Origin of the sequence: Marinobacter sp., from assembly GCF_052091845.1 — a bacterium.
Lineage (GTDB): Bacteria > Pseudomonadota > Gammaproteobacteria > Pseudomonadales > Oleiphilaceae > Marinobacter.
Genome location: NZ_JBQDCO010000001.1, coordinates 15,824 through 41,780, shown reverse-complemented (window position 1 = coordinate 41,780; position 25,957 = coordinate 15,824). Strand labels below are relative to the sequence as shown.

Genomic DNA, 25,957 nt, shown 5'->3' with positions numbered 1-25,957 from the left:
CCGGACCATCCATGCCGGCGCCAAAGACCTAATGTTCAGGCCTCTTTTACAAATAGATAACCTTTACTTCGCACCGTTTTAATCCTGCGGGGATGAACGGGGTCGTCGCCGATTTTTGGGCGAATCCGGGAAACCCGAACATCAATGGACCTATCCTGTCCGTCGTATTCGATACCTCGCAAAGCGGTAAATATCTCTTCCCGGCTCAACACCCGACCGGCGTTGCTGGACAGGAGCCAGAGCAGATCAAACTCCGCACTGGTCAGGTCGATGCTTTCATCACTTAACCAGGCTTCACGCATGGAGCGATCCACTACCAGATCGTTAAATTGCAAGCGCGAAGGCTGTTCACCGCCTACTTCATCTGCACCATTGTTTTGAGCATTCTCCGTCACTCGACGCAGCATGGCACGGATGCGGGCAAGCAGAACGCGAGGCTTCACGGGTTTACTGATGTAATCATCCGCACCCATTTCCAAGCCAAGCACCTGATCCAGATCATCTGTGCGCGCAGTGAGCATGATAATAGGTCCGGAATAATACGGCCGCACACGGCGACAAATGGAGAGGCCGTCTTCCCCGGGTAACATCAGATCCAGCACCACAAGATCTGGCTGCTCCTTACGGATCCGCTCTACGGCAGGGCTTCCATGCGTTTCAAGAGACACAACCATGCCGTTGCTCTCGAGGTATTCACGGGTCAGCTCAGCCAGCCGCTCGTCATCTTCGACAATAAGAATTCGCCAACTTTCGTTTGTCTGTTCCACGCGGTCCATCTCTGATTTTGTTTTCCCAAGTTCAGTTTTTTGCCTGATCAAGACGATACAGGCAACGTGATGTAACAGCAATTATACATGCTATTCAGAAATATACATGAAACCACTTAGTTGTTACGCCGAGTCACGTTGACTGAACTCTAGTACCCAGGCAGCGACAACGCCAACTTGTTTAAGATAGCGGCTGACCCTGATCAATCTCTTCAGGGGTTGCCTCACGGCGCTCAATGATTTCCAGATCAAAATACAGGGTAAAACCGGCCAATGGGTGGTTGGCGTCTATTCTGATGAGATTTCCGTCAATACCCATCACCTGAACAACCTGAGCGTTATCGCCGGTATTGGTCTGGAACTTCATGCCAACATGCAGATTTTCCACGCCTTCAAACATTGAACGGGGCACCTTTCGCACCAGGTCTGCCCTATGCTCGCCGTAGGCCATGGCTGGTGGCACGGTCACCTCCAGGCAATCGCCAACATTGCGATCTTTTACTGCCTCCTGAATACCCTCGATAACCCCGGGGCTGCCATATAGAAAGTGCAAAGGCTCACTACCTTCTGAAGTATCGACCAGTTCGCCAATCTTGTTCTTCAGTACGTAATGAACCGTAAAAACGTCAGGTTTTTCTTGGGAAGTTTCCATCAGTCTTTCGAGTTTCCTGTATCTGGTGGATTTTCTGTCAATTGCAGGCCATAAATCAGGAGGCGCTGATTCATTTTTTCACGCAGCCCGGAAGGTTTTTCCAGGCCCATTCGTTGTAACAATTCGGCAAACCGGCCCTGCTCATCTTTGGCCCGAATAGCCTGTAATATGGTCCATACTTTACCACGGCGAGTCGCTGTTTCAGTTTTGAGCTTGTTCAGGGCTTTACCCAGTACCAGCTCATGGTCTGTAAAATCTCGCCCAAAGGGAAACGCGGGAAACCACTCGTCGCCACCCGCCTCTGCAAACGCCCTGGCAATGTTTTCTGGCGTATTGCTCCGCCAGCTGCCCGGCAACCGAAACGCCGCATCAACCTTACCGGCCTTCTGAGCCTGGCTTAGCAGCCCTTGCTGAAAACGGGAATCTGCAATACGAATCAAGCGCAGGTACACCTGTTCATCTGGCTGGCCACGCAGGTCTGCAATGCCGTATTCGGTAACCACCACATCCCGCAGATGGCGTGGAATGGTGCAGTGGCCGTAATTGAACACAATGTTCGACACCGCCGCACCCCTGGTTTCACGGGTACTGCGCAAGGTAATAATAGACCGGGCATCGGGCAGTTCATGGGCCATGGAAACAAAGTTGTATTGGCCGCCCACGCCACTTATTACGCGGCCGTCCTCAAGCCCGTCAGAAACCGCTGCGCCACTCAATGTGTACATCATGGCGGTGTTAATAAACCGGCTGTGTACCCGCTGAGCCGCTTTAAGGCGCTGATCACCAAAGCGGTGATCGTAAAGATGATTGATAAAGCTGACACTGGTCATGCAGATACGGTCACGATCGGCATCAGAAAGTGCCCGTAGCGACTGGTAAAATGCCCGTGGGCCCAGATAAAACCCGCCATGCATGACCACACCGCCAGAAAGCCGGCTTCCCAGCGTTAACGTTTCAATTGCCTCGCGGGCCTCAGGGTCATCCAGATCAGCAGCAAGTGAATGCTCTGCGACCAGCAGTCGGCCACCCTTGAACTCAACCTCATCCCGCAAAATTCCGTGGCGTTTCAGCCAAGCCACATCCCGGGCCCGCATCGGGGAATCAACAAGTCCCTCCCGGCGCAGTACATCCAGAGTGGCCAGAGAAACCTGCTCGTTAATTTCACCACGGTTGATCAGTGTTTGTAGATCGGCATGATCGTGCACCTCACGTCGCAGAATGCCTGCTTCCATAAGGTAGAGGAAGCCGTCAACCATCATCTCACTGCAACCGTATAGCCCTTTTTCAAATACCCCGGTTCCGCCATCAGTCGCCGCCAGGGGAAAACGCTCGGCAATCTGTAAATAATCATATACTGCACGCCAGGCCTCATTATTTTTATGGCGTAGAATGGCACTGTGTACAAGCGCCGCACCCAGGGAACCTATGCCCACCTGCAGCGTACCGCCATCTTTTAATAGTGTGCTGGCGAAAAAGCCAATCAAATGATCTGCGGGACTGATGGCCATCTGGGGTGCAGAAAATAATGGGTACTCTGAAGCCTGATGCTCAAGCACTATATCAAAATCGTCTTCCGCCACCGCTGAGTGGCGGCCAAACCAGGGTAGCTGGCCATTAATCTCGCCTACAATCGCCACTGGTGTTCCGGCGCTCTCTCGCTCTCGTAACATTGGTAACAGATCAAGACTCAAATCCGGATTGCAGCTCAGGCTTACCATCCCCGGTGCGCCGTGCCGCTCCCCTGGAGAGATCATCTGTGCCACCACATTCACCCCTAAATTCATCAGATCGCGAACGGCGTGGGTGTAATTGGTAGATACGTAATTTTGTTGCTGATCGCGATTGCCAAGATAGCTACCCGCCTTGAAGAAGAACTCAGATACCTTAACGTTGGAGGGCAAACGTTTTTGAGCCGCATCGCGGGCATACTCCAATTCAGGAATATCGCCATAAAGACGTTCCGCAAACGGCCCCATAAAGCGCTGCTCAAGTGCAGACCCACCTGCCGGTGCCAGCAGCGATAACGCGGTAAATATATGCAGATTGATTTCCGGGTCGTCTTTTGCCCTTTGATACAAGGCGTTCACCAAGCGAACGGGCTTGCCCAAACCCAGGGGCAGGCCCAGTGAAACAGTCTTGCCAACCCGGCGGATGATTTCATCCACGCAGCGCTCTGCGTCACTCAGACGCTGCCTTTCATTTACCGCCATACGAGGTTCCTTGTTGATTCATCAGCTGTAAAAACTGCAAAAGAATCATCACATGACGTGCGCGTGCACACAATGCACCCGAGGGTGATTTCCGCGTTAAACAAGAATCGTCAGAAAAAGAAAGATGGCAGGTGCAGACTCTACAGAGGGAAATCGGATAAAACCGGAAATTAAAGCAGGTCAGGCGTGATGTGCGGTATTACAGATTAATAAATCAGAAATTCCACTTCAGGTTCAGACAGGCACCCTCATTTAGCAGTGCAATGCCGTGATCTGCCTGTGCAGACTGAGAGGCGTACCGTTTGCCGGTGTTATCACTGCGAACCAGAGAAAGGCTCAACAATCGCGAACCGATTTCAGTAACGGCATAGGTGTCGTCCTGGTCAAAATCACCAGACCTCTGCCTCTGAAGCTGGTATACATCTTCTGTGGTGGTAATGTCGCTCAGCTCATCACGTGAGCGCTCGGACGCATCTGCGCGAACCACAAACGCGGCAACGTTGAGAACAAGCAAAGCGACAAATATACGGATGATCATGATACGTACGAAGACCTTTTGACCGGAGAAAAAGTTTACTGACACCTTAGGCCAAAGTCTAACCTCTGAGAGCCGAAAAGATATGAAATCGCACACAGTTGCGCCGCTTTTTTGTCACCAGACTGCCTTCTTTTTGTCAAAAAATGATCCTGAATGTTTCAAAACGTAACAGAGCCAGGCAATCAGCAAACTAATCCCTTTTGGATCAATACCTTAGAATTAACAATGTCGCAACCTTATCATTCAAACAACCTTAGCTGGGTAACAGGCGCTTCGTCGTTACGAAAACGCACGCCCAGGCCCAGTAATCGCACAGGCCGCTCGCGATTGGTCACCAATTCTGTAAGCAATGGCAGGAAATCATCGAAGCCCGGCTCTTTTATATTTTCACGCACCCGCTCAAGTGTGTGGGTCGAAAAATCGCTGTAACGTACCTTGATAAACAGTTTGTGGACGGGTTTTTCTCGTGCCTTACGGGTAAGGCGCAGGTTGAGGTCCGCCGCCAGTGATGCCAGCACGGTTTCACAGGCCGCTATATCTGGCAGATCCTGAGAAAACGTGCGTTCCACACTCACCGATTTAGCAATCCGCGAAACAACAACCGGTCGCTCATCCCGACCATGGGCCATTTCGTACAGGCGATAACCCTGCTTGCCGAAACGATCAATCAACACATCCACACCCAGTGCCTGCAAGTCTCCACAGGTTTGAACCCCAAGTGAATGCAGCTTTGCCGCCGTTACCTGTCCAACACCAAACAGCTTTTCCACTTTAAGTTCGCGAACAAAGCCATCCACTTCGCCAGGCTTCACCACAAACAACCCGTCAGGCTTCTGCCAATCGCTGGCAATCTTGGCAAGAAATTTATTGGGGGCAACCCCGGCAGAAATAGTAATACCCACCTCTTTTTCTACCCGCTCTCGCAAGTAGCGAGCCATGAGAGTGGCACTGCCCCGGTGATCAGTAATATCAGACACATCAAGAAAGGCTTCATCCAAAGACAAGGGTTCAACCAGATCGGTCAGTTCCCGGAGAATGCTCATAACCTTTTGCGAGGCAACCCTGTAACGCGCCATATCCGTTGGCACGGTAACCAGACCAGGACATAGTCGTCGGGCTTCGCTGCCGGGCATAGCCGAGCGCACCCCATAAGCCCGGGCCTTATAGTTGCAGGTAGTCACCACACCCCGACCACCCTCACCGCCAACTGCCAGCGGCACATTGCGCAGTGTTGGGTCATCACGCATCTCAACGGCGGCATAAAAGCAGTCGCAATCCACGTGGATGATCTTGCGTTGGGGCATAATCATTGAGCTCGCGTCGGGTTTCTGTACATTTATACAGCCTTGTATCTTAAAGTAAGATGCTGAAAATGTCAGGAACCTGCATAACAACCACCGAGCACAATGATGAGGCCCCATGACGAACCCCATTCCAGACTCTGAACGCACCGAAATCGAAGCTGCGGCTTTTCGTCGCCTGGTTAAACACCTGGGCGACAACCCCGACGTTCAGAACATTGACCTGATGAATTTGGCTGGATTTTGCCGCAACTGCCTTTCCAAATGGTACCGAGCGGAGGCCAGCGAACGGGGCCACGACATATCCGACCCAGCCGCCCGGGAAGAGATTTACGGCATGCCATACGAAGAGTGGAAGGCGCGACACCAGGCGGGTCCGAAGCAGGACCACAAGTAGTGAACGTCAACGAAGCAGACATCAGGGAAGAGACCCTTTCATGAGCGACACAGCCACCTCAGGCGTACAGCAAGTATTCCAGCTGAAAAGCGCCAGCGTCTCCATGACCGCGCTGGAGCTTTACTATTTCGACAGCGATGCCTTTGAAGAAACATTAAGGAATAAAATAAGTCAGGCGCCGGGCTTTTTTCGGGACATCCCGCTTATTATCAGCCTGGAAAAGTACGAAGGCCTCGATAGCGAACTGGATTTTTTCCAGATTATTGGCACTTGTCGGCGTAATAAAATTCACGTTGTCGGCGTTCGCGGCGGCAACGACGATCAGCGGCGCCTTGCCCGCGGGGCCGCTTTGGCCCTGATGCCCGGTGGCAATCAACGGGACCGGTCCCACGAAGCTCAAACCGCTGCCGAAAAAACAGAATCGCCCGCTGAAGCTGCTCCAACACCCCCGCCAGCACAGGAGCCCAAACCAGCCAAAATTATCAGCCAGCCAGTCAGGTCTGGCCAGCAAGTGCACGCCCCGGAGGGCGACCTGATTATTCTGGCACCGGTTCAGGCTGGCGCAGAAGTATTGGCTGCAGGCAATATCCACGTATATGGCCCATTGCGAGGCAGGGCGCTGGCCGGCATACATGGAGCCGAATCTGCAAGAATTTTCTGCCAATCTCTTGAGGCAGAGCTTGTGTCCATCGCCGGACACTATAAAATCTCCGAGGACCTTCAGGACAATGGCTGGAAAAGTGCTGTGCAGATTCAGCTCAGGGAAGACCTGCTAGTGGTCTCGCCACTAGACAAGGCCTGATACTGGAATCGAATAAAATAATGTGACCGGGCTATATCCGGCAGACACGACGAATCCATCGAGACACAGGAAAAACACCTTGGCTAGAATTATTGTCGTTACCTCAGGAAAAGGCGGCGTTGGCAAAACCACCACCAGCGCCTCCATCAGCACCGGGCTTGCCAGGCGCGGCCATAAAACCGTGGTGGTAGATTTCGACGTGGGCCTGCGCAACCTTGATTTAATCATGAACTGCGAGCGCCGCGTGGTGTATGACTTTGTAAACGTCATACAGGGCGAGGCATCGTTAAACCAGGCGCTGATCCGGGACAAACGGGTTGATACGCTTTATATCCTCCCGGCGTCCCAAACCCGGGAAAAAGAAGCTCTGACCAAAGAAGGCGTTGAAAAGGTTATCAACGACCTGTCTGAAACCTTCGACTATATTATCTGCGACTCCCCTGCGGGCATAGAGCACGGGGCTCTGATGGCCCTTTATTATGCAGATGAGGCTATTGTGGTGACCAACCCGGAGGTGTCCTCAGTGCGGGATTCCGACCGGATTCTCGGCATTCTGCAAAGCAAGTCCCGCCGCGTGGAAATGGGCCAGGACCCGGCAAAGGAACACCTGTTGGTAACCCGGTACAACCCGGAGCGGGTTGAGCGCGGTGAAATGCTTTCGGTAGCCGATGTCGAAGAGATTCTTGCCGTGCCTCTACTGGGCGTTATTCCGGAAAGCCAGATTGTTCTCAACGCGTCCAACCAGGGCTTGCCGGTTATCCTCGAAGAACAGAGTGATGCCGGCCAGGCTTACGACGACGCAGTTGCGCGACTGCTTGGCGAGGAACGGGAACACCGCTTCATGAACGCCCAGAAAAAGGGCTTTTTCTCACGGATGTTTAAGGGAGGCTGACGGATGAGTTTCCTCGATTATTTCAGAGGTAAAAAATCAGGTTCCTCCGCCACTGTGGCGAAAGAACGTCTACAAATTATTGTGGCTCACGAGCGCGGCCAGCGTGAGCAGCCAGATTACCTGCCGCAAATGCAGCAGGAAATTCTGGCAGTGATCCGGAAATACGTGCAAATCAGTGACGACATGGTTCAGGTAGAGGTGGATCGCAACGACAGTTGCTCCGTGCTGGAACTGAACGTCACCCTGCCCGAGCGCTAGAGCCAGTCTGGTCCTGGCTAATAACCGCCTGCCCGTGTTAGTGGGCAGGCGGTTTTCATTACCATCTCGCGAAATGATCCTCCACTAACCCCCGCAAGCCCTGAATGGCAATTTTTGCGCCGCTTTCATCCCTGACCGTTCCGCTGTATGTGCCCACGTACTGCCTGAAGTTGGATGCCAGTATTCCTGCGTTGAGCTTTTCCTTACGGGCCGCTGCCGGCGCAAAGTGTAAATCAACCCGGCCATCTTCCGTGGTTACGTGCCAATCAGCCCCGACATCATATCGGTCAAAGCGAAAACGAACCGCACCCAGCTTATGGCATTGCCCGTCCAGCCACAGCGCATTTTCGGTCATGCCTGTCTCATTTACACCATTCGCCAGATTTAACCCAATTGACCGGCCATCCTGCAGCTGGCCGGCCAGGCTCGCCCAGTTCCAGGCGGTTTCACGGCGCATAAACCCGCAACTCCAATCAATAGCGCCGCGGGCAGTGCCCCCGCACCGCCAGATACTGTGTCCCCAGCGAATTTCGCCCTCAACAGGCAAACCTGCGGACTTCCGGGTGAACACCCAGCCATTGTAACCAGCCGGACAGACCAGCCTCAGGGGATCGTTATCCTGTCTCAAAGTCAGTTCTATGCGAATGCCTCCAGGTGCAGTCACAGAGAGTGCTCTACCACCGGCAAAAGGCAAAATGCGCATAGACACACCCCCCTTGTTAAACGAGGCAGTGCCGTGTTCCGGGTAGGGCTCAATTCGAGTGCCTAACCCCAAAGGGCTGATAAAACTGCGTTCATGCAATTGCCCCGATGCAAAATCGAAGAGGTAGAAAAAGCCACTTCCAAGCAGCTTTAAATCCACCAACGCCATACCAAACACCCACCCGGGGCCAGTGGCACTCACAAACTGAAACTGGTTAAACCGCCAGCGCCTGGCCAACATGGAACGCGGCCGGTCCATCACGGTTCGTAAATCGTAATCCAGGTAGTTGATATCATCGACCGGCTCGCTCAACACACCCGGCTTGATACGCCCTTTCGCATTAATCAGTTTTTTTGTGGTCATGGTCTTCGTCAGATCAGGCCAATTTAAAGAACTGCCCTACCAAGTGGTTACCTGGTTCACAATCCCCTGTTCCCGGGCGCCATAAAGACCAACGCCCCATGTTAGACTCGGCCCCCGATCATTGAGGGAGTGTAGCTTATGAGCAAGACCGGAGCCCATGGCTTTAAAGGCCGGGCCTCAGTCATCAGCGGTGTGATTTGCGCTCTGCTGGTTACTGTTTTGGCGACTACCACCGCCCGCGCTGAATTGCCAGCTGAAGAAAGCGAGGCATGGAGCCTGCGTGAAGAGTCCGGCGCCACCCGCATTTACACCATGGATCAAGACGACTCCAGCTTTCAGGTATTCAAAGCCGAAACCCTTCTTGACGCCCCCATTGAAGCCGTTATGGCCATAATGGCAGATCCAGCATCCTGTATGGAATGGGTGCTCAATTGTTCTGCATCCTACAGCGTGGGCAAAGGCGATTTTAATGACCGCTACGTCTACTCCGTAAACGACATGCCCTGGCCGGTAACAGATCGGGATTATGTGCTTCACATACGCACACAGGGCGACGAGACGTCTGGCGAAATCACCATGAAAATGAGCGCCACGCCAGACAAGCGGGCAAAAAACAGCAATCGCGTAAGGGTTGATCGCTCCAGCACTTTCTACCGCCTCATTCCCGAAGACGGTAAAACCCGAATGATCTGGCTGCAACATACAGACCCCAACGGTTCCCTGCCCGGCTGGCTGGTGAATACACTCCTGGTTGATATACCGATGAGTTCCATGGAGGCATTGGAAAGGCTATCCGGTCTGGAGCGCTATCAAGGCTTCCAGCTGATATACAACCAGGACGGACAACTGATTGACGTCAGAAAACCAGCCGACACCTGAGGGCGAAAGGTGACTGACGTCACATGAAACGCTAAGCTCTACAGAAAGGACTCCAAAAGGCAGAAGACTCACGGCAGAAACACAGCAGGAAGGAGTCGAAAATTACTGGTATTGTAACCACTTAAGACATGCTGAAAATCGTCTCTGACGAGGAGCTTACGAAACGCTGCGCCCGTATTAACTGATCCATCCCAGAGGTAGCGCCCCTTATGCCCAGAACACCAGAAAGTGCACCGCAAGCTCGAAGAACAATGTATATCCTCGACACTAACGTACTGATCCACGACCCTGGCGCCCCCCTCAATTTTGAAGAACACGATGTCATCATCCCGATGACTGTTCTTGAAGAGCTGGACAGTCTGAAATCCGGCAAGCAAAGTGTGGCGGCTGATTGTCGCCAGGCTATTCGCACCATCGACAGACTGCTTGGCGATGCCAGCCCCAAAGACATAGAGAAAGGCGTACCCATCGTTCGGGCCAAAATGGCAAAGCCTCTGGGCGCGCTCTCTATTTTGATGAGCGCCGAGCATACCGGCAATCACTCTTTACCGGAACATCTGAACGACAACAAGATCATCAACTCGCTGGCTGCGCTTCAGGCGCAGCACCCCTCCCGGGATATTATTCTGGTAAGCAAAGACATCAACATGCGGCTTAAAGCCCGTGGTTTTGGCGTTGAAGCCCAGGATTACCAAAACGATCAACTGCTTGACGACATTGACCTTCTACCCAAGGGCTATCACGAATTCCCGAACTCCTTCTGGGACACCATCGCCAAAGTGGAAACCGTGCAGCAGGATGGCGCCACCGAACATATCCTCAAACGCGAAGGCCGGCTGGCAAAGGTCAATATCAACGAGTTTGTGCTTGATGAGCAGGGCTTCCTGGGCAAAGCGGTTCGTATCACCGACACCCAGTTGGTTATCCGGGACCTGCACCAGCATGATTTAATGAACGAAGAAGTCTGGGGGCTGGTGCCACGGGATATTTATCAGGCCATGGCGCTGAACCTGCTGCTTGATCCGGATATTCATTTGGTTAACCTCACCGGGTCAGCTGGCTCCGGTAAAACCATTCTGGCACTGGCAGCCTGCATCGAGATGACAGTTGCCAGCAAGCTTTACAAGCGGATTATTGCAACACGGTCAACCCAGGGCCTGGACGAAGACATCGGCTTTTTGCCTGGCACCGAAGCGGAGAAAATGGAGCCCTGGCTGGGCGCCATTGTGGATAACCTGGAGGCTTTGCACGAAGACGACGAAAACATGACCGCCAGCGTGGATTACATTCTCAGCAAGGTGCCTTTGCACTTTAAATCCATGAACTACATTCGGGGTCGCAGCTTTCAGCATAGCCTGATTATTATTGATGAATCCCAGAACCTCACCCCGCACCAGATCAAAACCATCATTACCCGTGCAGGTAACGGCTCCAAAGTGATCTGTCTGGGCAACCTGGCACAGATTGATACGCCCTACCTGAGCGCCCTCAGTTCGGGCTTAACTTACATGACGGAACGCTTCAAAAGCTTCAACCATGGCGGCCACATTCATCTGCAAGGCGTGCCGCGCTCACCGTTGGCAGAATTTGCGGAAGCCAATCTTTGATATAGGCATACAAAAAACCGGGCCAAGGCCCGGTTTTTTGTATGCTCCACAGATTAAACGCGATAACGACTAACCTGATCCGACATGTCTCCTGCCAGTGCCTTAAGCCTTTGTGTTGCGGCTCCGGCCCGATGCGTTCCCTGAGCAGTCTGTTCTGTGATCGCCACTATCTCGTGAACATTCTGGTTAATGGTCTCAGACACGCTGGTCTGCTCTTCTGCTGCACTGGCAATTTGGCTGTTCATATCGTTTATAGTGCCAACCGCTTGGTTTATCCGCTGCAGGGCTTCATCCACCTGACGGGTTTCGGCAATGGTGGCTTCGCTGTGCTCACTGATCGAACCAATCAGCTTTACCGCGTTATCGGCTCCTGATTGCAGCCGCTCTATCGTTTCCTGAATTTCCTGAGTGCTCTTTTGAGTCCGGCTGGCCAGCGTGCGAACTTCGTCCGCAACCACTGCAAACCCCCGCCCTGCTTCACCGGCACGAGCCGCTTCAATCGCCGCGTTAAGGGCCAGCAGGTTCGTTTGATCAGCAATTTCGCGGATTACTTCTAATACCGTGTCGATCTGGCGAGAATCGGCACCGAGCTTTTTAATTACCTTGACGCCTTGCTCAACTTGCTCAGACAAACCACCAATCACCTCAATGGTCTGGTGCACCAAGCCCTGGGCATCACACACCTGAGCATTTGCGTGATCCGCAGCATCAGAAGCCTCGCTGGCATTGTTTGCGACTTCTTGCGCCGCCGCCGTCATTTCGTTCATGGCGGTTGCCACCTGATCACTTTCAGATTTTTGCCGCTCCACGCCTTGACCCGCCTCATCCATTACCTGGTTCAACTCTTCAGAGGCAGAATTAAGCGTGCCGGTGGAAGAGAGAACCCGCTCCACCAACCCGTGCACCTGATCCGCAAAACTGTTGAAGGCAACGGCCAACTGGCTTAACTCGTCCTTGCCGCTCACCTCCAATCGGCGGGTAAGATCGCCATCACCGCTGGCAATATCGTTCATCGCAGACACGGCTGATTTCAGCGGCCGGATTATGCTGCGTACAACAACCAAGGCTAAAAATACGATAACGGCCAGCGCGATCAGAGAGGTGGTTACAGAGCCGATTACTGCACCACTCAGAGAGTCGCCAACCTTTTTGTCCATGGCGACAACCTGCTTTTCCAGACCATCTACCCAAAACCCTGTGCCTATCATGATGTCCCATTTGGGGAGCATCACGGCATAACCAAGTTTGGGAGCCACCTCCCCTGAGTTCTCATTTTTCCAGTCATAGTGAATATAACCACCGCCACTGCGGGCTTCTGCTAAAAGTTCGCGGATCAGGTAAGTGCCATTGGGATCCTGAAATCCCCAAAGGTTTTTGCCTTCCAGGTCAGGATTCATTCCGTGCATTACATTCACGCCGCTTGTGTCGTAGGCGAAAATATAACCGGCACTGCCAGCATCGTCGAAGCGCAACTGTCGCAAGATATCCCAGGCCTGCCCACGAACCTCAGGATCATTAGCCGAGCCCGGCTTGTTATAAAGATGGGCAATGGAGGTACGCGCCAACTCGATATAGTTCTTCAGCTCCTGGCGTTTACTCGCTTCCATATCCGATGAAAAATCCGCAACGGCTCCCTCACCAATGCTCTGGGCTTGATTCAAATTATAAGTCGTCAGGAATACCGTTAGCAGGATAACTGGCACCAGTGCCAACAACAGCACTCGCTGTTTGAATGGTCAGGTTTTTCATGTCTGGTAGGTCTTCTATCTTTTACAGAGGATAGGCGATAGCGTCCGCCCGTAGCATAGGAATAGGATATTACAGAGTGCTATCGCAAATTATCATTGAGGGTACTGCGTAGTTTGTATATCAAATGTAACTGTAATCCATAGACTCCTGGCTGGCCGTTCCCACGGTAAAGTTATCCGGCCATCCCCCCCTTATCCTGGGCAACAAACGGAATTGCTCCCTGATTCATTTTGTTTATTGGGTGCTCAACGGAGCCCGGAGGGCTTCGATGAAAAGGGAGAAGGCAAGGAGTGGGCCAAATAGAAAAAGTTCTTATAATACAGAGACTTTCTAAAAATCTGGGGATTTAATGCAGGAAAATGGGTGTATTTTTCACCCATTAATAGGGGCATATGGGCTGGATTCCGCCAATAAAAACAAGCGCTATCTGCGAATGGTTGTTAGGACTATACCGGTCTGAATTTTTTATCCGCACACCTATCGCCACAATTCACGTGGTTGCCTAAAACCACGCACCCGCGTGGGGTGCGACAGGAAATGATACCGCACCCACTGCAAAGCCAGGTGTTTCAATCCACGCACCCGCGTGGGGTGCGACGCGCATTCTCTCGTTCAAAACCGGAAGCGTCACGAATGTATGCCTGGAAACCATGACGATACTTGCCCAGATCATGCCAAAGCCCTGCAGCAAATGCCCAGCCTTGTGATTCATACTGCCTTGCAAAACGTGCGCTTATTCGGGCTACTTTCTCTAGGTGCTCATGAAGCAAATGTGGCTCAAGCCAAGTGCCATTTGCATCCTGTGCAGCGTGGGCGACGTAGATGCTTTCTCGGGTCACAACTTTCCCTTACTGTAATCCCTATCCAGTACCAGCAAACACTACCACTTATCCCCCAAAAAGCTACCGTATGTACTGTTATTTTACATAACGTTACCCGCGCCCTTTCACCCGGTTATCACGCGAGGCCGTTAACGGTCTTGACGGCCAGGAAAGCCAAACTAGCAAATCACTGACTTGCCTCTTTTTCTTTCTGCCGCTTAAGAAAATCGATTTTCCACTGCTCAAGGCCAAGGTACTCAGAATTAATGTGTGCCTCTATCTGATATTCAGTCTTGAGCGCCTCTATTTCTGATTGGTATTCGATCAGAAAGTCATCAAACCGCTCGATCAGCTCGGGGTATTTGAGCGTTGAAAGTCGAAAATTACCGCGGATATAAGGGAGGTCCGGGTCAAACACAAGAACACTCGGCCTTGCCCGTATATTGTTAATATAGTGCAAAGCAACAACCACGTTGTAATACGCTCCGTCACTATTTTTGAGCAGCGCTTCGCGAATCATCTCTGGCAAGCTTTCATTACGCACCAGAAGTATCTGGGAAGCATCAATCTTTTCCTGATACCCCCGGGGCGTCCACCCCTCTACTGCAGCAAGCCGCTTCAAATGATCCAGCCCCAGACCTTTACGCCTGGGTGAAACCAGAACACCATCCACATACTCTACTACCGGCTGACTGTAATGCATCGCATCAGCAATGCTTTCGGGATGGGTCCACTTGGGGTTATCCGGGTATTTGAAATCTATCTTGTCCTGCGCCAGCGCGGGTACCAGATCGGCCACTGGAAGCGGCTCATACACAAAATCAATACCGGCATGCTCCGCAAACAAATCCAGCACGTCGCGGGCAAAACCGCTGTATTGCCCCTGCTCATCAAAACCAAAGTGAGGCATGAAGTTATCTTTCTCTACGCCAACCGTATAGGTTTGCGCAGCAGCATAGGATGAAAAAAGTAAAGCGATGCAAGTGAGTATTCGCTTCATTGGTTGCTCCTGAATAGCAGTCGATAAATCTACGCCATGGTAGCGCTGTATAAGTGAAAAACCCGGTGGTGCTCAACTCTCACGGTCAAGACGGAACGCCTTCATTTGGGCCTCAAGTTTCTCGGCCATGGCCCGCAACTCTTCAACCCCACTGCTAGCCGCCACCATGTCTTCAGCTGAGCGCGCGCTCAAACCGGAAATAGTCTGCACGCTGGCACTGATATCTTCGCTAACCGCGCTTTGTTCTTCGTTCGCGGCCGCCACCTGGTGACCCATTTCCACAATCCGGTCAACGCTTTCAACAATTCCTTCCAGGGCTTCACCCATGCTCTCGGATGTGCGGGTAGTTTCCTCTGTTGCCTTTTCGCTGGCCGCCATTGACTCAACTGCCCGCTCCGACCCGTCTTGAAGTCGTTCAATAATGCTTCGGATTTGCTGGGTAGAGGTTTGCGTCTTCTGCGCAAGGCTACGCACTTCATCGGCGACCACGGAGAAGCCCCGCCCATGCTCCCCGGCGCGCGCAGCTTCTATTGCCGCGTTTAAAGCCAGCAGGTTGGTTTGGTCTGATATGGCATTGATTACATCAATCACCTGCCCGATGTCCTGCACTTCCACCGCCAGTTTTTGAATGGCAGAAGCCGATTCACGGATATCGTTTGCCATGCCTCCTACCTGGGTTATCGAGCGGGACATGCCTTCGCGAATATCATTTGTAGCCTTGCCAACATATTCCAGCTGGCTTGCGGTCTCCGTCGCGCTTTTGGCCACTTCCTGCACGGTGGCCTCCATTTCGCATACGGCGGTCGCCACAGAGTCCGTCAACTCACTGCCTTCTTTGGCCCGGTGAGTGTTTGTGGCCATTGCATCCGATGTTTGTTCGACGAACTGCTTAAGTAAAAGGGAGGTTGCCAGAAGATCTCGAATCATTTCCCGCTGCGATCCCACAAAGCGGTTAAAGCCATCAGCCAACTGACCCAGCTCGTCTTTTCTGTCGATTACCAGTTCCTGCGTTAAATCGCCTCCGCCTTTGGCTATGTCAGACAGCGCGTTGGTAATTCTTGTGATTGGCCGTGTCATGCGGGTAGCTACAAGCGCCACGATGCCCAAAAACACAAGAGCAACAAAACCACCTACAAGCAGCGAGAGGGTGTTGGCTTTACTGACCCCTCCGTATACTTCGGCGTAGGGCACCTCTACAACAACACGCTCATCTGCTACGGATAGGGGTAGGCTGGCGGCGATGTAACGGCTTCCATCACGATCAAACTCGGTCAACTGAAAGGCGGAGCTTGCCATCAACGGCTTGGCTACCGTTGCAGGAATAATGTTCGATAGGGGCTGATCGGTTTTCTCTACATCCGGGTGAATAGTGACCCGACCGCTGGAAGACACAAGGTAAACGATGCCGGTTTCTGCGAAGCGGAAGTCTCTGATCTGCGCAGCGAGTTGATCCAGGTGCAGCCCGATCCCTGTCACGGCAGCGGATTGACCATCCACTTCCATGCGCATATTTATAAACAGACTGAGAACGCCCGTCGTATTGTCCACATCCAGTGACAGTTCCATTTTTTCGCCACTTTGCAGAAAATTGAAGAACCAGGGATCCTCCGCACGGCTTATAACTCTATCCATGCCTTTGTTGTAATAATATTTACCCGTTTTTTCCGACACCACATACGCTGAGAGAGCATTTTCACTTTGTCGAACTCCTTCCAGATAGCGGGTTACAGCATCAAGTTGCTGTTCAGGCTCCTGGTTACGGAGCCAGTCTTTCAGGTAGCTGTTCTCCGCAATCATCCGAGACATGGTGATCGGCACCTGAAGGTCTCGCTCAACGGAGTTTGCAATGGCTTCCAAGCTAGCCGGAAGGGCTGAATTTAGTAGGTACCGGTTAACAAGATCCCGCATTTGGAAAATGTTAAGCGCAACCAGAACCAGCGTACTGGCCAGCAATGCGGCTCCCATTCCTGCTATTAATTTTAAGCGAATGCTCATTAATTCTCCGGCGCAACAAGCCTTTAATATTTGATATTCCCGACCTCCTCGGAGCTTGCAACTATGTCTCGGAACTCACTCGATAAGGCGATTGACTGTATACACCTTAGCAACTGAACCTGGTACATCAATGTATAACTTGTTACGTTTGTTTATCGACCGCTCACCCCAACATCTCCTGTTTCCAGGCGCACGTTTTTCGGCTGAAACTATTTCTTTCTTTGTCTTCTAAACAAATTTTACCGTTTATTTGCCTTCTGCTGGCAGTCGTCACCGACACAGCCGCCTTGCCCGAGCTTCTTTCGATTATTTGATATTTAGTCTTCAAACCATTACCTTCGCTTCATTGAATACCTGTTCAATAAATTGAATATTCATTCAAGCAAGAGAGAGTGGCTCGGAGACGGCATGGCAAGATTAGGGGTGGAGTCCATTCGGCGTCAGCAACTGATCGATGCAACGCTGAAAGTGATTGAAGAACACGGTTTCCAGGGAGCCACGATTGGCAAAATCGCAGGCGCATCCGAACTGTCGGTTGGTATTGTCAGCCACTACTTTGGCGGCAAACAGGGCTTGCTGGAGGCAGCCATGCGGTATTTGTTGTCGTCGCTGCAGCAGGATGTCACCACGCTGATGGCAAAGCGCCCCAATGCGCCCCGTGAACGCCTGATGGCCATAGTGGATGCCAACTTCTCTGGCGCCCAAACCAACGCCCAATCGGCCAAAACCTGGCTGGCGTTCTGGACCCAGGCCATGCACAGCCCGGATTTAATGCGGTTGCAGCGAGTAAACGAACGCCGGCTTTTATCTAACCTGATGTTCCACCTGCGCCGTTTGATGCCCATTGAACAGGCTCGCGCCACAGCGCAAACCATTGCCGCGCTCATCGACGGGTTCTGGCTGCGTGCGGCCATGAGTGAGGGCCGCATTGAACCGAACCAGGCTGTTGCCTTGTGCAAAACCTACATAGACCAAGCTATTCACGCGAATAACGGAGCCAAGTAATGACGCTGCCCATCTATCAATCGTTTATCAACGGCAAACCCATGGCAAACCAGAGTGGTGAGCGATTCGACGTGGTGAATCCGGCTACCGGCCAGGTTATTTATCAAGTAGAACAGGCCGATCATTCGATCATGCAGGCCGCCACGGCAAGCGCCAGGGAAGGTTTTAAAGCCTGGTCGGCCATGACGGGCATGGAGCGTGGCCGCATCCTCAACCGAGCTGCTGCCATGTTGCGGGAACAAAACGACGCACTGGCCATGATAGAAGTGCAAGATGCCGGCAAACCCTGGCAAGAAGCCAGTGAGGTTGACGTAGTGACCGGCGCCGATGCGGTCGAGTATTGTGCTGGCCAGGCCTCCAGCATTGTCGGCGAAAGCCAGCAAATCGGGCCAGACTTTTTCTATACCCGCAGGGACCCCCTGGGCGTATGCGCCGGCATTGGCGCCTGGAACTACCCTTTGCAGATCGCCTGCTGGAAGTCGGCACCGGCGCTGGCCTGCGGCAACAGCATGATATTCAAACCGTCTGAGGAAACCCCGCTGGGCGCCATCAAACTTGCTGAAATCTATCTCGCCGCAGGCGTGCCCGCCGGTGTGTTTAACGTGGTGCAGGGTGATTACAGGGTCGGCCAAATGCTCACCTCAGACCCCGCCATCGCCAAAGTGTCCTTTACTGGCGAAGCGAAAACCGGCCGCACCGTGATGGCCGATTCTGCACGCACACTCAAGTCCGTAACCATGGAGCTTGGGGGCAAGTCGCCACTGATTATTTTTGACGATACCAATCTGGAACAGGCGGTATCAGCCGCGATGCTGGGCAACTTCTATACTCAGGGCGAAATCTGCACCAACGGCACCCGGGTGTTTGTCCAGCGCAACATTTATGACGCCTTTCTGGCCGAACTAACCGAGCGCACCGAGAACAACATCATTGCCGGCGACCCCGTAGACCCCAACACCAACTTCGGCGCGCTGATCAGTGCCGGCCATCGAGACCTGGTTCTGAAGTATATCGACAGTGCTAAAACCGAGGGGGCCCGCTTACTGACCGGTGGCTGCGCACTACAGCCTGTTGGTTTTGAGGGCGGCTACTTTGTGGCACCCACCGTGTTTGCCGATTGCACCGATGATATGACCATTGTGCGCGAAGAAATCTTTGGCCCGGTGATGGCCGTGCTGCCTTTCGATACCGACGACGAAGTTATCCAGCGCGCCAATGACACAGAATACGGCCTGGCCGCCGGCGTTTTCACCACTGACATCACCCGTGCTCACCGCGTAATTCATCAGTTGGAAGCCGGTATTTGCTGGATCAACAGCTTTGGTGCTTCTCCCGCCGAAATGCCGGTGGGCGGTTACAAGCTCTCGGGGCTTGGCCGTGAGAACGGCCGCGAAGGGCTGGCTCAATATACCCAGACCAAATCAGTGTATGTGGGCATGGCACCACTCGAGTCGCCGTTCTGATGGCACTATTCAACCCATCGTCGCTGCGGATTGTTCGCTTGCGCTTGTATGAAGGAGACAGTTTTGCAGTTTGATCATGAATTTGACTATGTGATTGTAGGTACCGGCTCGGCAGGCTGTGTATTGGCGAACCGTTTGAGTGAGAGCGGACAAGACCAGGTACTGGTGCTGGAAGCCGGGCGCCGGGATGACACCTGGAAGATCCACATGCCGGCGGCACTGATGTTCAACCTGATGGACGAGAAGTACAACTGGTATTACCACACCGAGCCGCAGGCGTTCCTCAACAACCGCAAGTTGTACTGGCCTCGCGGCAAGGTATGGGGCGGGGGCTCCACCCTGAATGCCATGGTTTATATTCGTGGCCACGCCTACGACTATGACCGCTGGCACGATGAGGGCGCTACTGGCTGGCGTTACCAGGATGTGCTGCCCTACTTTCAAAAAGCAGAGAGCCGGGAAAAAGGTGCAGACGACTATCGTGGCGGCGATGGCCCGCTCAATGTACACACCGGCGACGAGCCAAACCCGCTGTTTGGTGCTTTTCTGGAAGCCAGCCAACAGGCCGGCTACCCCTACACCAAAGATATGAATGGCTTTCAGCAGGAAGGCGTTGGCGAGATGGACATGACCATCCGCAACGGTAAGCGCTGGAGTGCGGCCCAGGCGTACCTGCGGCCGGTGCTCAAGCGTACCAACCTGACCACCGAAACCGGTGCCATGACCACGCGCATCCTGTTTGATGGCAATAAGGCGGTCGGGGTTGAATACATCCAGAAAGGCAAAACTGTCCGCGTGGCGGCCCGTAAGGAAGTGATTGTGAGTGGTGGCGCCATCAACTCGCCACAACTCTTGATGCTGTCTGGCATTGGCGCGGCAGCAGAGTTGGCCGAACACAATATTCCGGTGGTGGCGGACCGCCCTGGTGTAGGCAAAAATCTGCAAGACCACCTGGAGATATACGTTCAACACAAATCAACCCAACCGGTCACGCTCTACAAATACACCACTCAACCGGGCAAGACTCTCGCCGGGATGAAATGGTTCCTGAACAATGATTGGGGTGCCTGTCGCACCGCCCACCTTGAAGCCGGCGGGTTCATCCGTTCAGAGGCAGGCGTACAGCACCCGGATATTCAGTTCCACTTCCTACCTTCGCAGGTGTTGGACCATGGCCGCAAAGACGCAGAGTGCCACGGCTTTCAGGTTCATGTTGGCCCCATGCGGCCCACCAGCCGAGGCTATCTGAAGTTGAAATCTGCCAAGCCGGGGGACCACCCGATCATTCAGCCCAACCTGCTCAGCACCGAGCGGGACCGCTGGGAAATGCGCGAGAGCATCAAACTGACCCGGGAGATTTTTGCCCAATCGGCATTTGATCCGTTCCGGGGCGAAGAGCTTCGGCCAGGGGCCAAAGCCACCTCCGACGAAGATATCGATGCCTTCGTTCGTGAATACGCAGACAGCGCCTACCACCCTTCCTGCACCTGCAAGATGGGTGCAGCAGACGATCCTATGGCCGTGGTAGACGAGCAAGCCCGGGTTTATGGCGTTCAGAATTTACGCGTAGTGGATGCCTCCATCATGCCTAGTGTAGTGAGCGGCAACCTGAATGCCCCCACCATTATGCTGGCGGAAAAATGCGCGGATCATATTCGTGGCCTGGCGCCGCTAACACCTTCATCTGCCCCCGTATGGGAGCACCCTGACTGGAAGAACGCACAACGTTAACGCTGTGACCGATAACCGAGAAAGGAGAACCAAAAATGAAAAAGCTCATTCTGGCCTGTGCTGGCCTTGCAATCAGTGGCGCCGCCGTGGCTGCCCCGAACACCGAATGTAAAACCGTTAAATTTGCCGACGTCGGCTGGACCGACATCACCGCCACCACTGCGCTTGCTTCAGAAGTGCTGGCAGGCATGGGCTACGAGCCACAGGCGAAAGTACTATCAGTGCCTGTTACCTACAGATCGCTCAAGAACAAAGACATAGACGTGTTTCTTGGCAACTGGATGCCCACTATGGAAGGCGATGTGCGCCCTTACCTGGAAAGTGGCGACGTTGAAGAGGTGATCACCAACCTGGAAGGCGCCAAATACACACTGGCAGTACCCCAGTATGTCTACGACGCGGGCGTAACCAGTTTTTCCGACATCGCCAAGAACGCCGACAAGTTTAACAGCCGTATTTATGGCATCGAGCCTGGCAACGACGGCAACCGCCTGATTCAGGGCATGGTTGATGAGGACACATTCGGCCTGGGCGATTTCCGGGTTGTCGAGTCCAGCGAAGCCGGCATGTTGTCCCAGGTTAGCCGCTCGGTACGCCGCAATCAGTGGGTGGTCTTCCTGGCTTGGGAGCCGCACCCGATGAACGCGAATCACGACCTGGCCTACCTGGATGGTGGCGATGATGTTTTCGGCCCTAACTACGGCGGCGCAACCGTACACACCAACGTGCGCAAGAACTATCTGAACGAATGCCCGAATGTGGGCGCCCTGCTGAACAACCTGAAGTTTTCACTGACCATGGAAAACGAAGTAATGGGCGCCATTCTGAATGATGGCGAAGAGCCACGGGACGCGGCCCACAGCTGGTTAGCCAACAACCCGGCGGTACTGGAAGACTGGCTGGAAGGCATCACAACCCTGAACGGCGAGGCGGCCCTGCCTGCGGTTAAGGCTTCCTTGAAGTAGCCCCGGAAAAGTGCTGACAAAAGCACCTTGCAAACACTCTGGGCGGAGCAGCCCGGAGTGTTTGTTTCTGAATACCAACACCTCCCATTTTCAGTGCTGGCCTGAGCCCGCACCCAAAAAGACTGAACACCATGAACTGGATATCTGAGCATCAACTGCCTTTCGGCGACTTCATGGAAGACGTTGTTGATTTTCTGGTCATCAATTTCAGCGGCTTTTTTGACGCCGTTTCCGAAACCTTGAGGGGGATGATTCACGGCCTCACCGACGGCCTTTTATGGGTACCGCCCGCCGTTCTGGTAGTAATTTTGACCGTGGCAGCGCACCTTCGTCATCGCCGGTGGGGATTGACCGCCTTTACCGCCTTCAGCTTTTTACTGATTTACAACATTGGTTACTGGGAAGACACCATGGCGACACTGTCGCTGGTGCTGTACGCCACCCTGATGTGTGTGGCCATCGGCATTCCCCTGGGCATTTACGCTGCCCACAGCAACTGGTTGTACAAGTTTCTGCAGCCGGTGCTCGACCTGATGCAAACCATCCCACCCTTTGTGTACCTGATCCCGACGCTGACACTATTCGGCCTGGGCGTGGTTCCCGGCGTAATCTCTACAGTTATTTTCGCCATCGCCGCCCCGGTACGACTGACTCATCTTGGTATCTCCCAGGTACCCAAAGAACTGGTTGAGGCAGGCAAATCCTTTGGCTGCACCAAGCGCCAGCTGTTGTTCAAGGTTGAACTGCCCGCCGCCATGAGCTCCATCGGGGCCGGTATTACCCAGTGCATTATGCTCTCGCTTTCAATGGTTGTTATCGCTGCTTTGGTCGGTGCCGATGGCCTGGGCGTGCCAGTGGTCAGGGCCCTGAACACGGTCGATATAGGCAAAGGCTTCGAAGCAGGCCTGGCGATTGTACTGCTGGCTATCTGGATGGACCGTTTCTTCCGCCAAAGTGATGCCAAGGAGACGTCATCATGATCGAATTTGAGAATGTAAACGTCGTATTCGGCAAACAGCCCAAGCGTGCACTCCCACTGATTGAGCAAGGCCTGAACCGGACGAAAATCCATGATCAGACCGGGCTTGTGGTTGGTGTTCAAGAAGCCAGCCTGAAGGTAAAAAAGGGTGAGATCTGCGTACTGATGGGCTTGTCCGGCTCCGGGAAATCCAGCCTGTTGCGCTGTGTTAACGGCTTGAATGAAGTCACCAGTGGTTCCATTCACGTTCAACACGATGGCGAGATGATGGATTTCACTCAAGCCAGCGAGAAAGTGCAGCGAGACATTCGCACCCGTCGCATCTCCATGGTGTTCCAGAACTTCGCCCTGATGCCTTGGCTAACAGTGGAAGACAACGTTGCTTTCGGCCTGGAACTGCAAGGCATAGGCAAGGCCGAACGCCGCAAAAAGGTTGCGCGTCAATTGGAACTGGTTGGCCTGGATGGCTGGGCCAAATCCCGGCCTGATGAGCTATCCGGTGGTATGCGCCAGCGCGTAGGCCTGGCGCGGGCACTGGCTACGGAATCGGAAATCCTGCTGATGGATGAGCCCTTCTCCGCCCTTGACCCGTTGATTCGTCACCAACTGCAGGATGAGCTGCTAACCCTGCAGGAAGAGCTTCAGAAAACCATTGTGTTTGTCAGCCACGACCTGGATGAGGCACTGAAGCTGGGCTCACACATCGCGATCATGAAAGACGGCCAAATCGTTCAGCATGGCAAGCCAGAATCCATCGTGCTGGAACCGGCGAACGATTACGTTAAAAGCTTTGTGGCCAGTACCAACCCGCTCAACGTTCTGGCCGCACGCTCACTGGCGCTGCCCATTGGGCAAATACAGGAAGACGCCAACGGCAATCGCTGCCTCAACAAACGCTATGGCACCTGGCTGCATACACCCAATGTGGCGGAAAAAGCCGTGGTTACCAGCGGTGGCCAAACCTTCCAGACCCAAACCTGGCAAGAAGGCCAAGCCATCGAAAGCCTGGCCCAGCAGCCCACCCGCATCGCCCCACAAACTCCATTGCGGGACGCCGTGGAGATTCGGTATTTCACCGGTCATAGCTTGTTGGTGGAAGAAAATGGCCAGATTACCGGTGCCATCGGCGACCGTGAGCTATATCACGCCATGCTGGGCAAACACCTGGACGACAGCTAGAACAACAATCGTTAACCCCGAATAATCATAAAATATCGACAGTAAAAGGATGCACATATGAACTTCCGCAAAACCACTGTAGCCGCAGGGTTGGTAACATCCTCCCTTATATTGGCGGCATGCGCCCCCATGCAATCCGCACCAAAAGAGCCGGAAAAGGCAAAAAATGTCATCATGATTGTGGGCGACGGCATGGGGCCACAACAGATTGGCCTGCTACTGGCGTACGCCAAGCAGGCGCCAAACTCGGTGATCACCGATGGCAACACCGCTTTTGACCGGATAGCGGCAAACGGTAACCTGGGCATTTCCATGACCCACGCCAACAAAAATCTGGTGGTAGATTCCGCCGCATCCGCCACACAACTGGCCACCGGCCAGTCTGCCGGTGCAGAGATGATTGGTGCTGATAAAGACGGCAACCGCGCCGAGAGCATCCTGGAAAAAGCAAAAAAGATGGGCAAATCCACCGGCCTGGTTTCCGACACCCGCATTACCCATGCAACTCCCGCCGGTTTCGCTGCACATCAGAGCCACCGTAGCCTGGAAAATGAAATCGCAGTCGATCTGCTAAACAATAACGTAGACGTGATGCTCTCGGGCGGCCTGCGCTACTGGATACCCGAATCCGCAAACAACAAGCAATCAGCCGCTCGCCAAGAGTTGGAAGCGCTATCTGAAGGCAGTGTGCGCATCAAATCCAAGCGTAAAGACAACCGCAACCTGATCACTGAAGCGCAGCAGAAGAATTACGACCTGGCGTTCAACCGCTCACAGATGAACGAGGCCGATGGCAAAATTCTTGGGCTGTTTGCTTACTCCGCGCTGCCAAATGGCATTATTGAAACGCAAACAAAGAACGACCCCGCCCGCACCATACCGACCCTGAAAGAAATGTCGGAAAAGGCCATTGGCTCGCTATCACAGAACGACGAAGGCTTTTTCCTGATGATTGAAGCCGGGCAAATCGACTGGGCCGCGCACTACAACGACACAGGCACCATGCTGCATGAAATGCTGCGGATGAACGAAACCCTTAATTACGTGCTCGATTGGGCTGAAGGCCGTGACGACACCCTGATTGTTGTAACAGCCGATCACGAAACCGGAGGCTTTGGCTTCAGTTACTCCGCCAGCAACCTGCCCCACAGCCGTGACCTTCCGGGCGATGTGTTCAAAGACCAGCAGTTTCAGCCCGGCTTTAACTTCGGCGACGTAGCAACTCTGGACACCCTGTACGAGCAGAAGTCCTCCTACGGCGACATCTTCTACAGCCAGTTCGACGCGCTGGACGCAGACCAGCAAACACCCGCCAACCTGGCCAGCATTGTGAACGCCGAAACCGGCTTCAACATCACTGAAGCTCAGGCTGCACGGGTGCTTGCAACCGAAGATAACCCCTACTACACCGAAGGCCATGCTTATCTGAGCGCCAAAACCGTTCCCAAAATGGACGTTAACGGTGCCTTCTTTGCCTACCAGACTGACGACAACCGCCAGAACCTGCTAGCCCGCGAAGTAGCCGAACAGCAAAACGTGGTCTGGGCCACCGGCACCCACACCAACACCCCGGTACTGGTATTCACCCAGGGCCCCGGAGACACCACGGCTCCCTTCGGCAAAGTGTTGCACCATACAGACGTAGGCCAGCAAGCTATTGAAGCGTTGACCGACTGATTCCCACCTGTGATGACCGCGCCG

General features: G+C 53.5%; 22 protein-coding genes and 1 pseudogene. 13 read left to right on the top strand and 10 right to left on the bottom strand.

The annotated features are described in order from the left end of the window. Nucleotides 1-35: 35 nt before the first annotated feature. From ACTHYN_RS00195 to dinB, 5 genes are all read right to left on the bottom strand, one after another. Nucleotides 36-776, bottom strand: a complete 741-nt coding sequence (locus ACTHYN_RS00195) for a response regulator (RefSeq protein ID WP_441810469.1) — start codon at nt 774-776, stop codon at nt 36-38. A 172-nt stretch (nt 777-948) separates the two neighbouring features. Further along, nucleotides 949-1,419, bottom strand: a complete 471-nt coding sequence (locus ACTHYN_RS00190) for an FKBP-type peptidyl-prolyl cis-trans isomerase (RefSeq protein WP_441810468.1) — start codon at nt 1,417-1,419, stop codon at nt 949-951. Further along, a complete protein-coding gene (locus tag ACTHYN_RS00185; RefSeq protein ID WP_441810467.1) occupies nt 1,419-3,629 on the bottom strand; it encodes an acetyl-CoA hydrolase/transferase C-terminal domain-containing protein in 2,211 nt (736 codons plus the stop codon). The genes ACTHYN_RS00190 and ACTHYN_RS00185 overlap by 1 nt, the downstream gene beginning before the upstream one ends. 214 nt (nt 3,630-3,843) lie before the next feature. Then, the gene (locus ACTHYN_RS00180; RefSeq protein WP_441810466.1) at nt 3,844-4,167 is read right to left on the bottom strand and encodes a hypothetical protein; all 324 of its coding nucleotides are present in this window, start codon (nt 4,165-4,167) and stop codon (nt 3,844-3,846) included. Between the two features lie 239 nt (nt 4,168-4,406). Continuing rightward, nucleotides 4,407-5,471, bottom strand: a complete 1,065-nt coding sequence (gene dinB, locus ACTHYN_RS00175; protein WP_441810465.1) for a DNA polymerase IV — start codon at nt 5,469-5,471, stop codon at nt 4,407-4,409. Between the two features lie 115 nt (nt 5,472-5,586). Here dinB and ACTHYN_RS00170 point away from each other — a divergent pair, with 115 nt between their 5' ends. The 4 genes from ACTHYN_RS00170 (at nt 5,587) to minE (ending at nt 7,817) form a co-directional block, all read left to right on the top strand. Then, nucleotides 5,587-5,865, top strand: coding sequence for a DUF1244 domain-containing protein (locus ACTHYN_RS00170; RefSeq protein WP_441810464.1), 279 nt, complete (start codon nt 5,587-5,589; stop codon nt 5,863-5,865). Nucleotides 5,866-5,905: 40 nt separating this feature from the next. After that, entirely contained in the window at nt 5,906-6,667 is a 762-nt protein-coding gene (gene minC / locus ACTHYN_RS00165) for a septum site-determining protein MinC (protein WP_441810463.1), read from the top strand. Between the two features lie 79 nt (nt 6,668-6,746). Beyond that, entirely contained in the window at nt 6,747-7,559 is an 813-nt protein-coding gene (minD, locus tag ACTHYN_RS00160; protein WP_441810462.1) for a septum site-determining protein MinD, read from the top strand. A gap of 3 nt (nt 7,560-7,562) precedes the next feature. Next, nucleotides 7,563-7,817: a cell division topological specificity factor MinE gene (gene minE / locus ACTHYN_RS00155; RefSeq protein ID WP_441810461.1), complete on the top strand. Its 255-nt coding sequence runs from the start codon at nt 7,563-7,565 to the stop codon at nt 7,815-7,817. A gap of 58 nt (nt 7,818-7,875) precedes the next feature. Here the strand turns inward: minE and ACTHYN_RS00150 are convergent, their stop codons facing one another. After that, nucleotides 7,876-8,883: a DUF2804 domain-containing protein gene (locus ACTHYN_RS00150; RefSeq protein WP_441810460.1), complete on the bottom strand. Its 1,008-nt coding sequence runs from the start codon at nt 8,881-8,883 to the stop codon at nt 7,876-7,878. A 138-nt stretch (nt 8,884-9,021) separates the two neighbouring features. Between ACTHYN_RS00150 and ACTHYN_RS00145 the strand changes: the two genes are divergently transcribed. Together ACTHYN_RS00145 and ACTHYN_RS00140 are read left to right on the top strand one after the other, a co-directional pair. Continuing rightward, entirely contained in the window at nt 9,022-9,762 is a 741-nt protein-coding gene (locus ACTHYN_RS00145; RefSeq protein WP_441810459.1) for an START domain-containing protein, read from the top strand. Between the two features lie 251 nt (nt 9,763-10,013). Next, on the top strand, nt 10,014-11,369 hold the full coding sequence (locus ACTHYN_RS00140; RefSeq protein WP_441810579.1) for a PhoH family protein: 1,356 nt from the start codon (nt 10,014-10,016) through the stop codon (nt 11,367-11,369). A 53-nt stretch (nt 11,370-11,422) separates the two neighbouring features. Here ACTHYN_RS00140 and ACTHYN_RS00135 read toward each other — a convergent pair. The 4 genes and pseudogenes from ACTHYN_RS00135 to ACTHYN_RS00120 all read right to left on the bottom strand — a co-directional run bounded on the left by ACTHYN_RS00135 (nt 11,423) and on the right by ACTHYN_RS00120 (nt 16,934). Then, nucleotides 11,423-13,118: pseudogene (locus ACTHYN_RS00135) on the bottom strand (methyl-accepting chemotaxis protein). Nucleotides 13,119-13,687: 569 nt separating this feature from the next. Continuing rightward, nucleotides 13,688-13,957, bottom strand: a complete 270-nt coding sequence (locus tag ACTHYN_RS00130) for a CRISPR-associated endonuclease Cas3'' (RefSeq protein WP_441810458.1) — start codon at nt 13,955-13,957, stop codon at nt 13,688-13,690. Nucleotides 13,958-14,126: 169 nt separating this feature from the next. Further along, nucleotides 14,127-14,939: a substrate-binding periplasmic protein gene (locus ACTHYN_RS00125; protein ID WP_441810457.1), complete on the bottom strand. Its 813-nt coding sequence runs from the start codon at nt 14,937-14,939 to the stop codon at nt 14,127-14,129. Nucleotides 14,940-15,011: 72 nt separating this feature from the next. Beyond that, nucleotides 15,012-16,934: a methyl-accepting chemotaxis protein gene (locus ACTHYN_RS00120; protein WP_441810456.1), complete on the bottom strand. Its 1,923-nt coding sequence runs from the start codon at nt 16,932-16,934 to the stop codon at nt 15,012-15,014. 408 nt (nt 16,935-17,342) lie between these two features. Here ACTHYN_RS00120 and betI point away from each other — a divergent pair, with 408 nt between their 5' ends. From betI to ACTHYN_RS00085, 7 genes are all read left to right on the top strand, one after another. Then, nucleotides 17,343-17,939, top strand: coding sequence for a transcriptional regulator BetI (gene betI, locus ACTHYN_RS00115; RefSeq protein ID WP_441810455.1), 597 nt, complete (start codon nt 17,343-17,345; stop codon nt 17,937-17,939). Beyond that, the gene (betB, locus tag ACTHYN_RS00110; RefSeq protein WP_441810454.1) at nt 17,939-19,402 is read left to right on the top strand and encodes a betaine-aldehyde dehydrogenase; all 1,464 of its coding nucleotides are present in this window, start codon (nt 17,939-17,941) and stop codon (nt 19,400-19,402) included. The genes betI and betB overlap by 1 nt, the downstream gene beginning before the upstream one ends. Nucleotides 19,403-19,450: 48 nt before the next feature. After that, nucleotides 19,451-21,133: a choline dehydrogenase gene (gene betA, locus ACTHYN_RS00105; protein WP_441810453.1), complete on the top strand. Its 1,683-nt coding sequence runs from the start codon at nt 19,451-19,453 to the stop codon at nt 21,131-21,133. A 35-nt stretch (nt 21,134-21,168) separates the two neighbouring features. Further along, nucleotides 21,169-22,098 carry a choline ABC transporter substrate-binding protein gene (locus tag ACTHYN_RS00100; RefSeq protein ID WP_441810452.1) on the top strand — a complete coding sequence of 310 codons (930 nt, stop codon included), beginning with the start codon at nt 21,169-21,171 and terminating at the stop codon, nt 22,096-22,098. A 131-nt stretch (nt 22,099-22,229) separates the two neighbouring features. Continuing rightward, nucleotides 22,230-23,078, top strand: coding sequence for a choline ABC transporter permease subunit (gene choW, locus ACTHYN_RS00095; protein WP_441810451.1), 849 nt, complete (start codon nt 22,230-22,232; stop codon nt 23,076-23,078). Then, on the top strand, nt 23,075-24,256 hold the full coding sequence (gene choV / locus ACTHYN_RS00090) for a choline ABC transporter ATP-binding protein (protein ID WP_441810450.1): 1,182 nt from the start codon (nt 23,075-23,077) through the stop codon (nt 24,254-24,256). The genes choW and choV overlap by 4 nt, the downstream gene beginning before the upstream one ends. A gap of 57 nt (nt 24,257-24,313) precedes the next feature. After that, the gene (locus ACTHYN_RS00085) at nt 24,314-25,933 is read left to right on the top strand and encodes an alkaline phosphatase (RefSeq protein WP_441810449.1); all 1,620 of its coding nucleotides are present in this window, start codon (nt 24,314-24,316) and stop codon (nt 25,931-25,933) included. Nucleotides 25,934-25,957 lie beyond the last annotated feature (24 nt).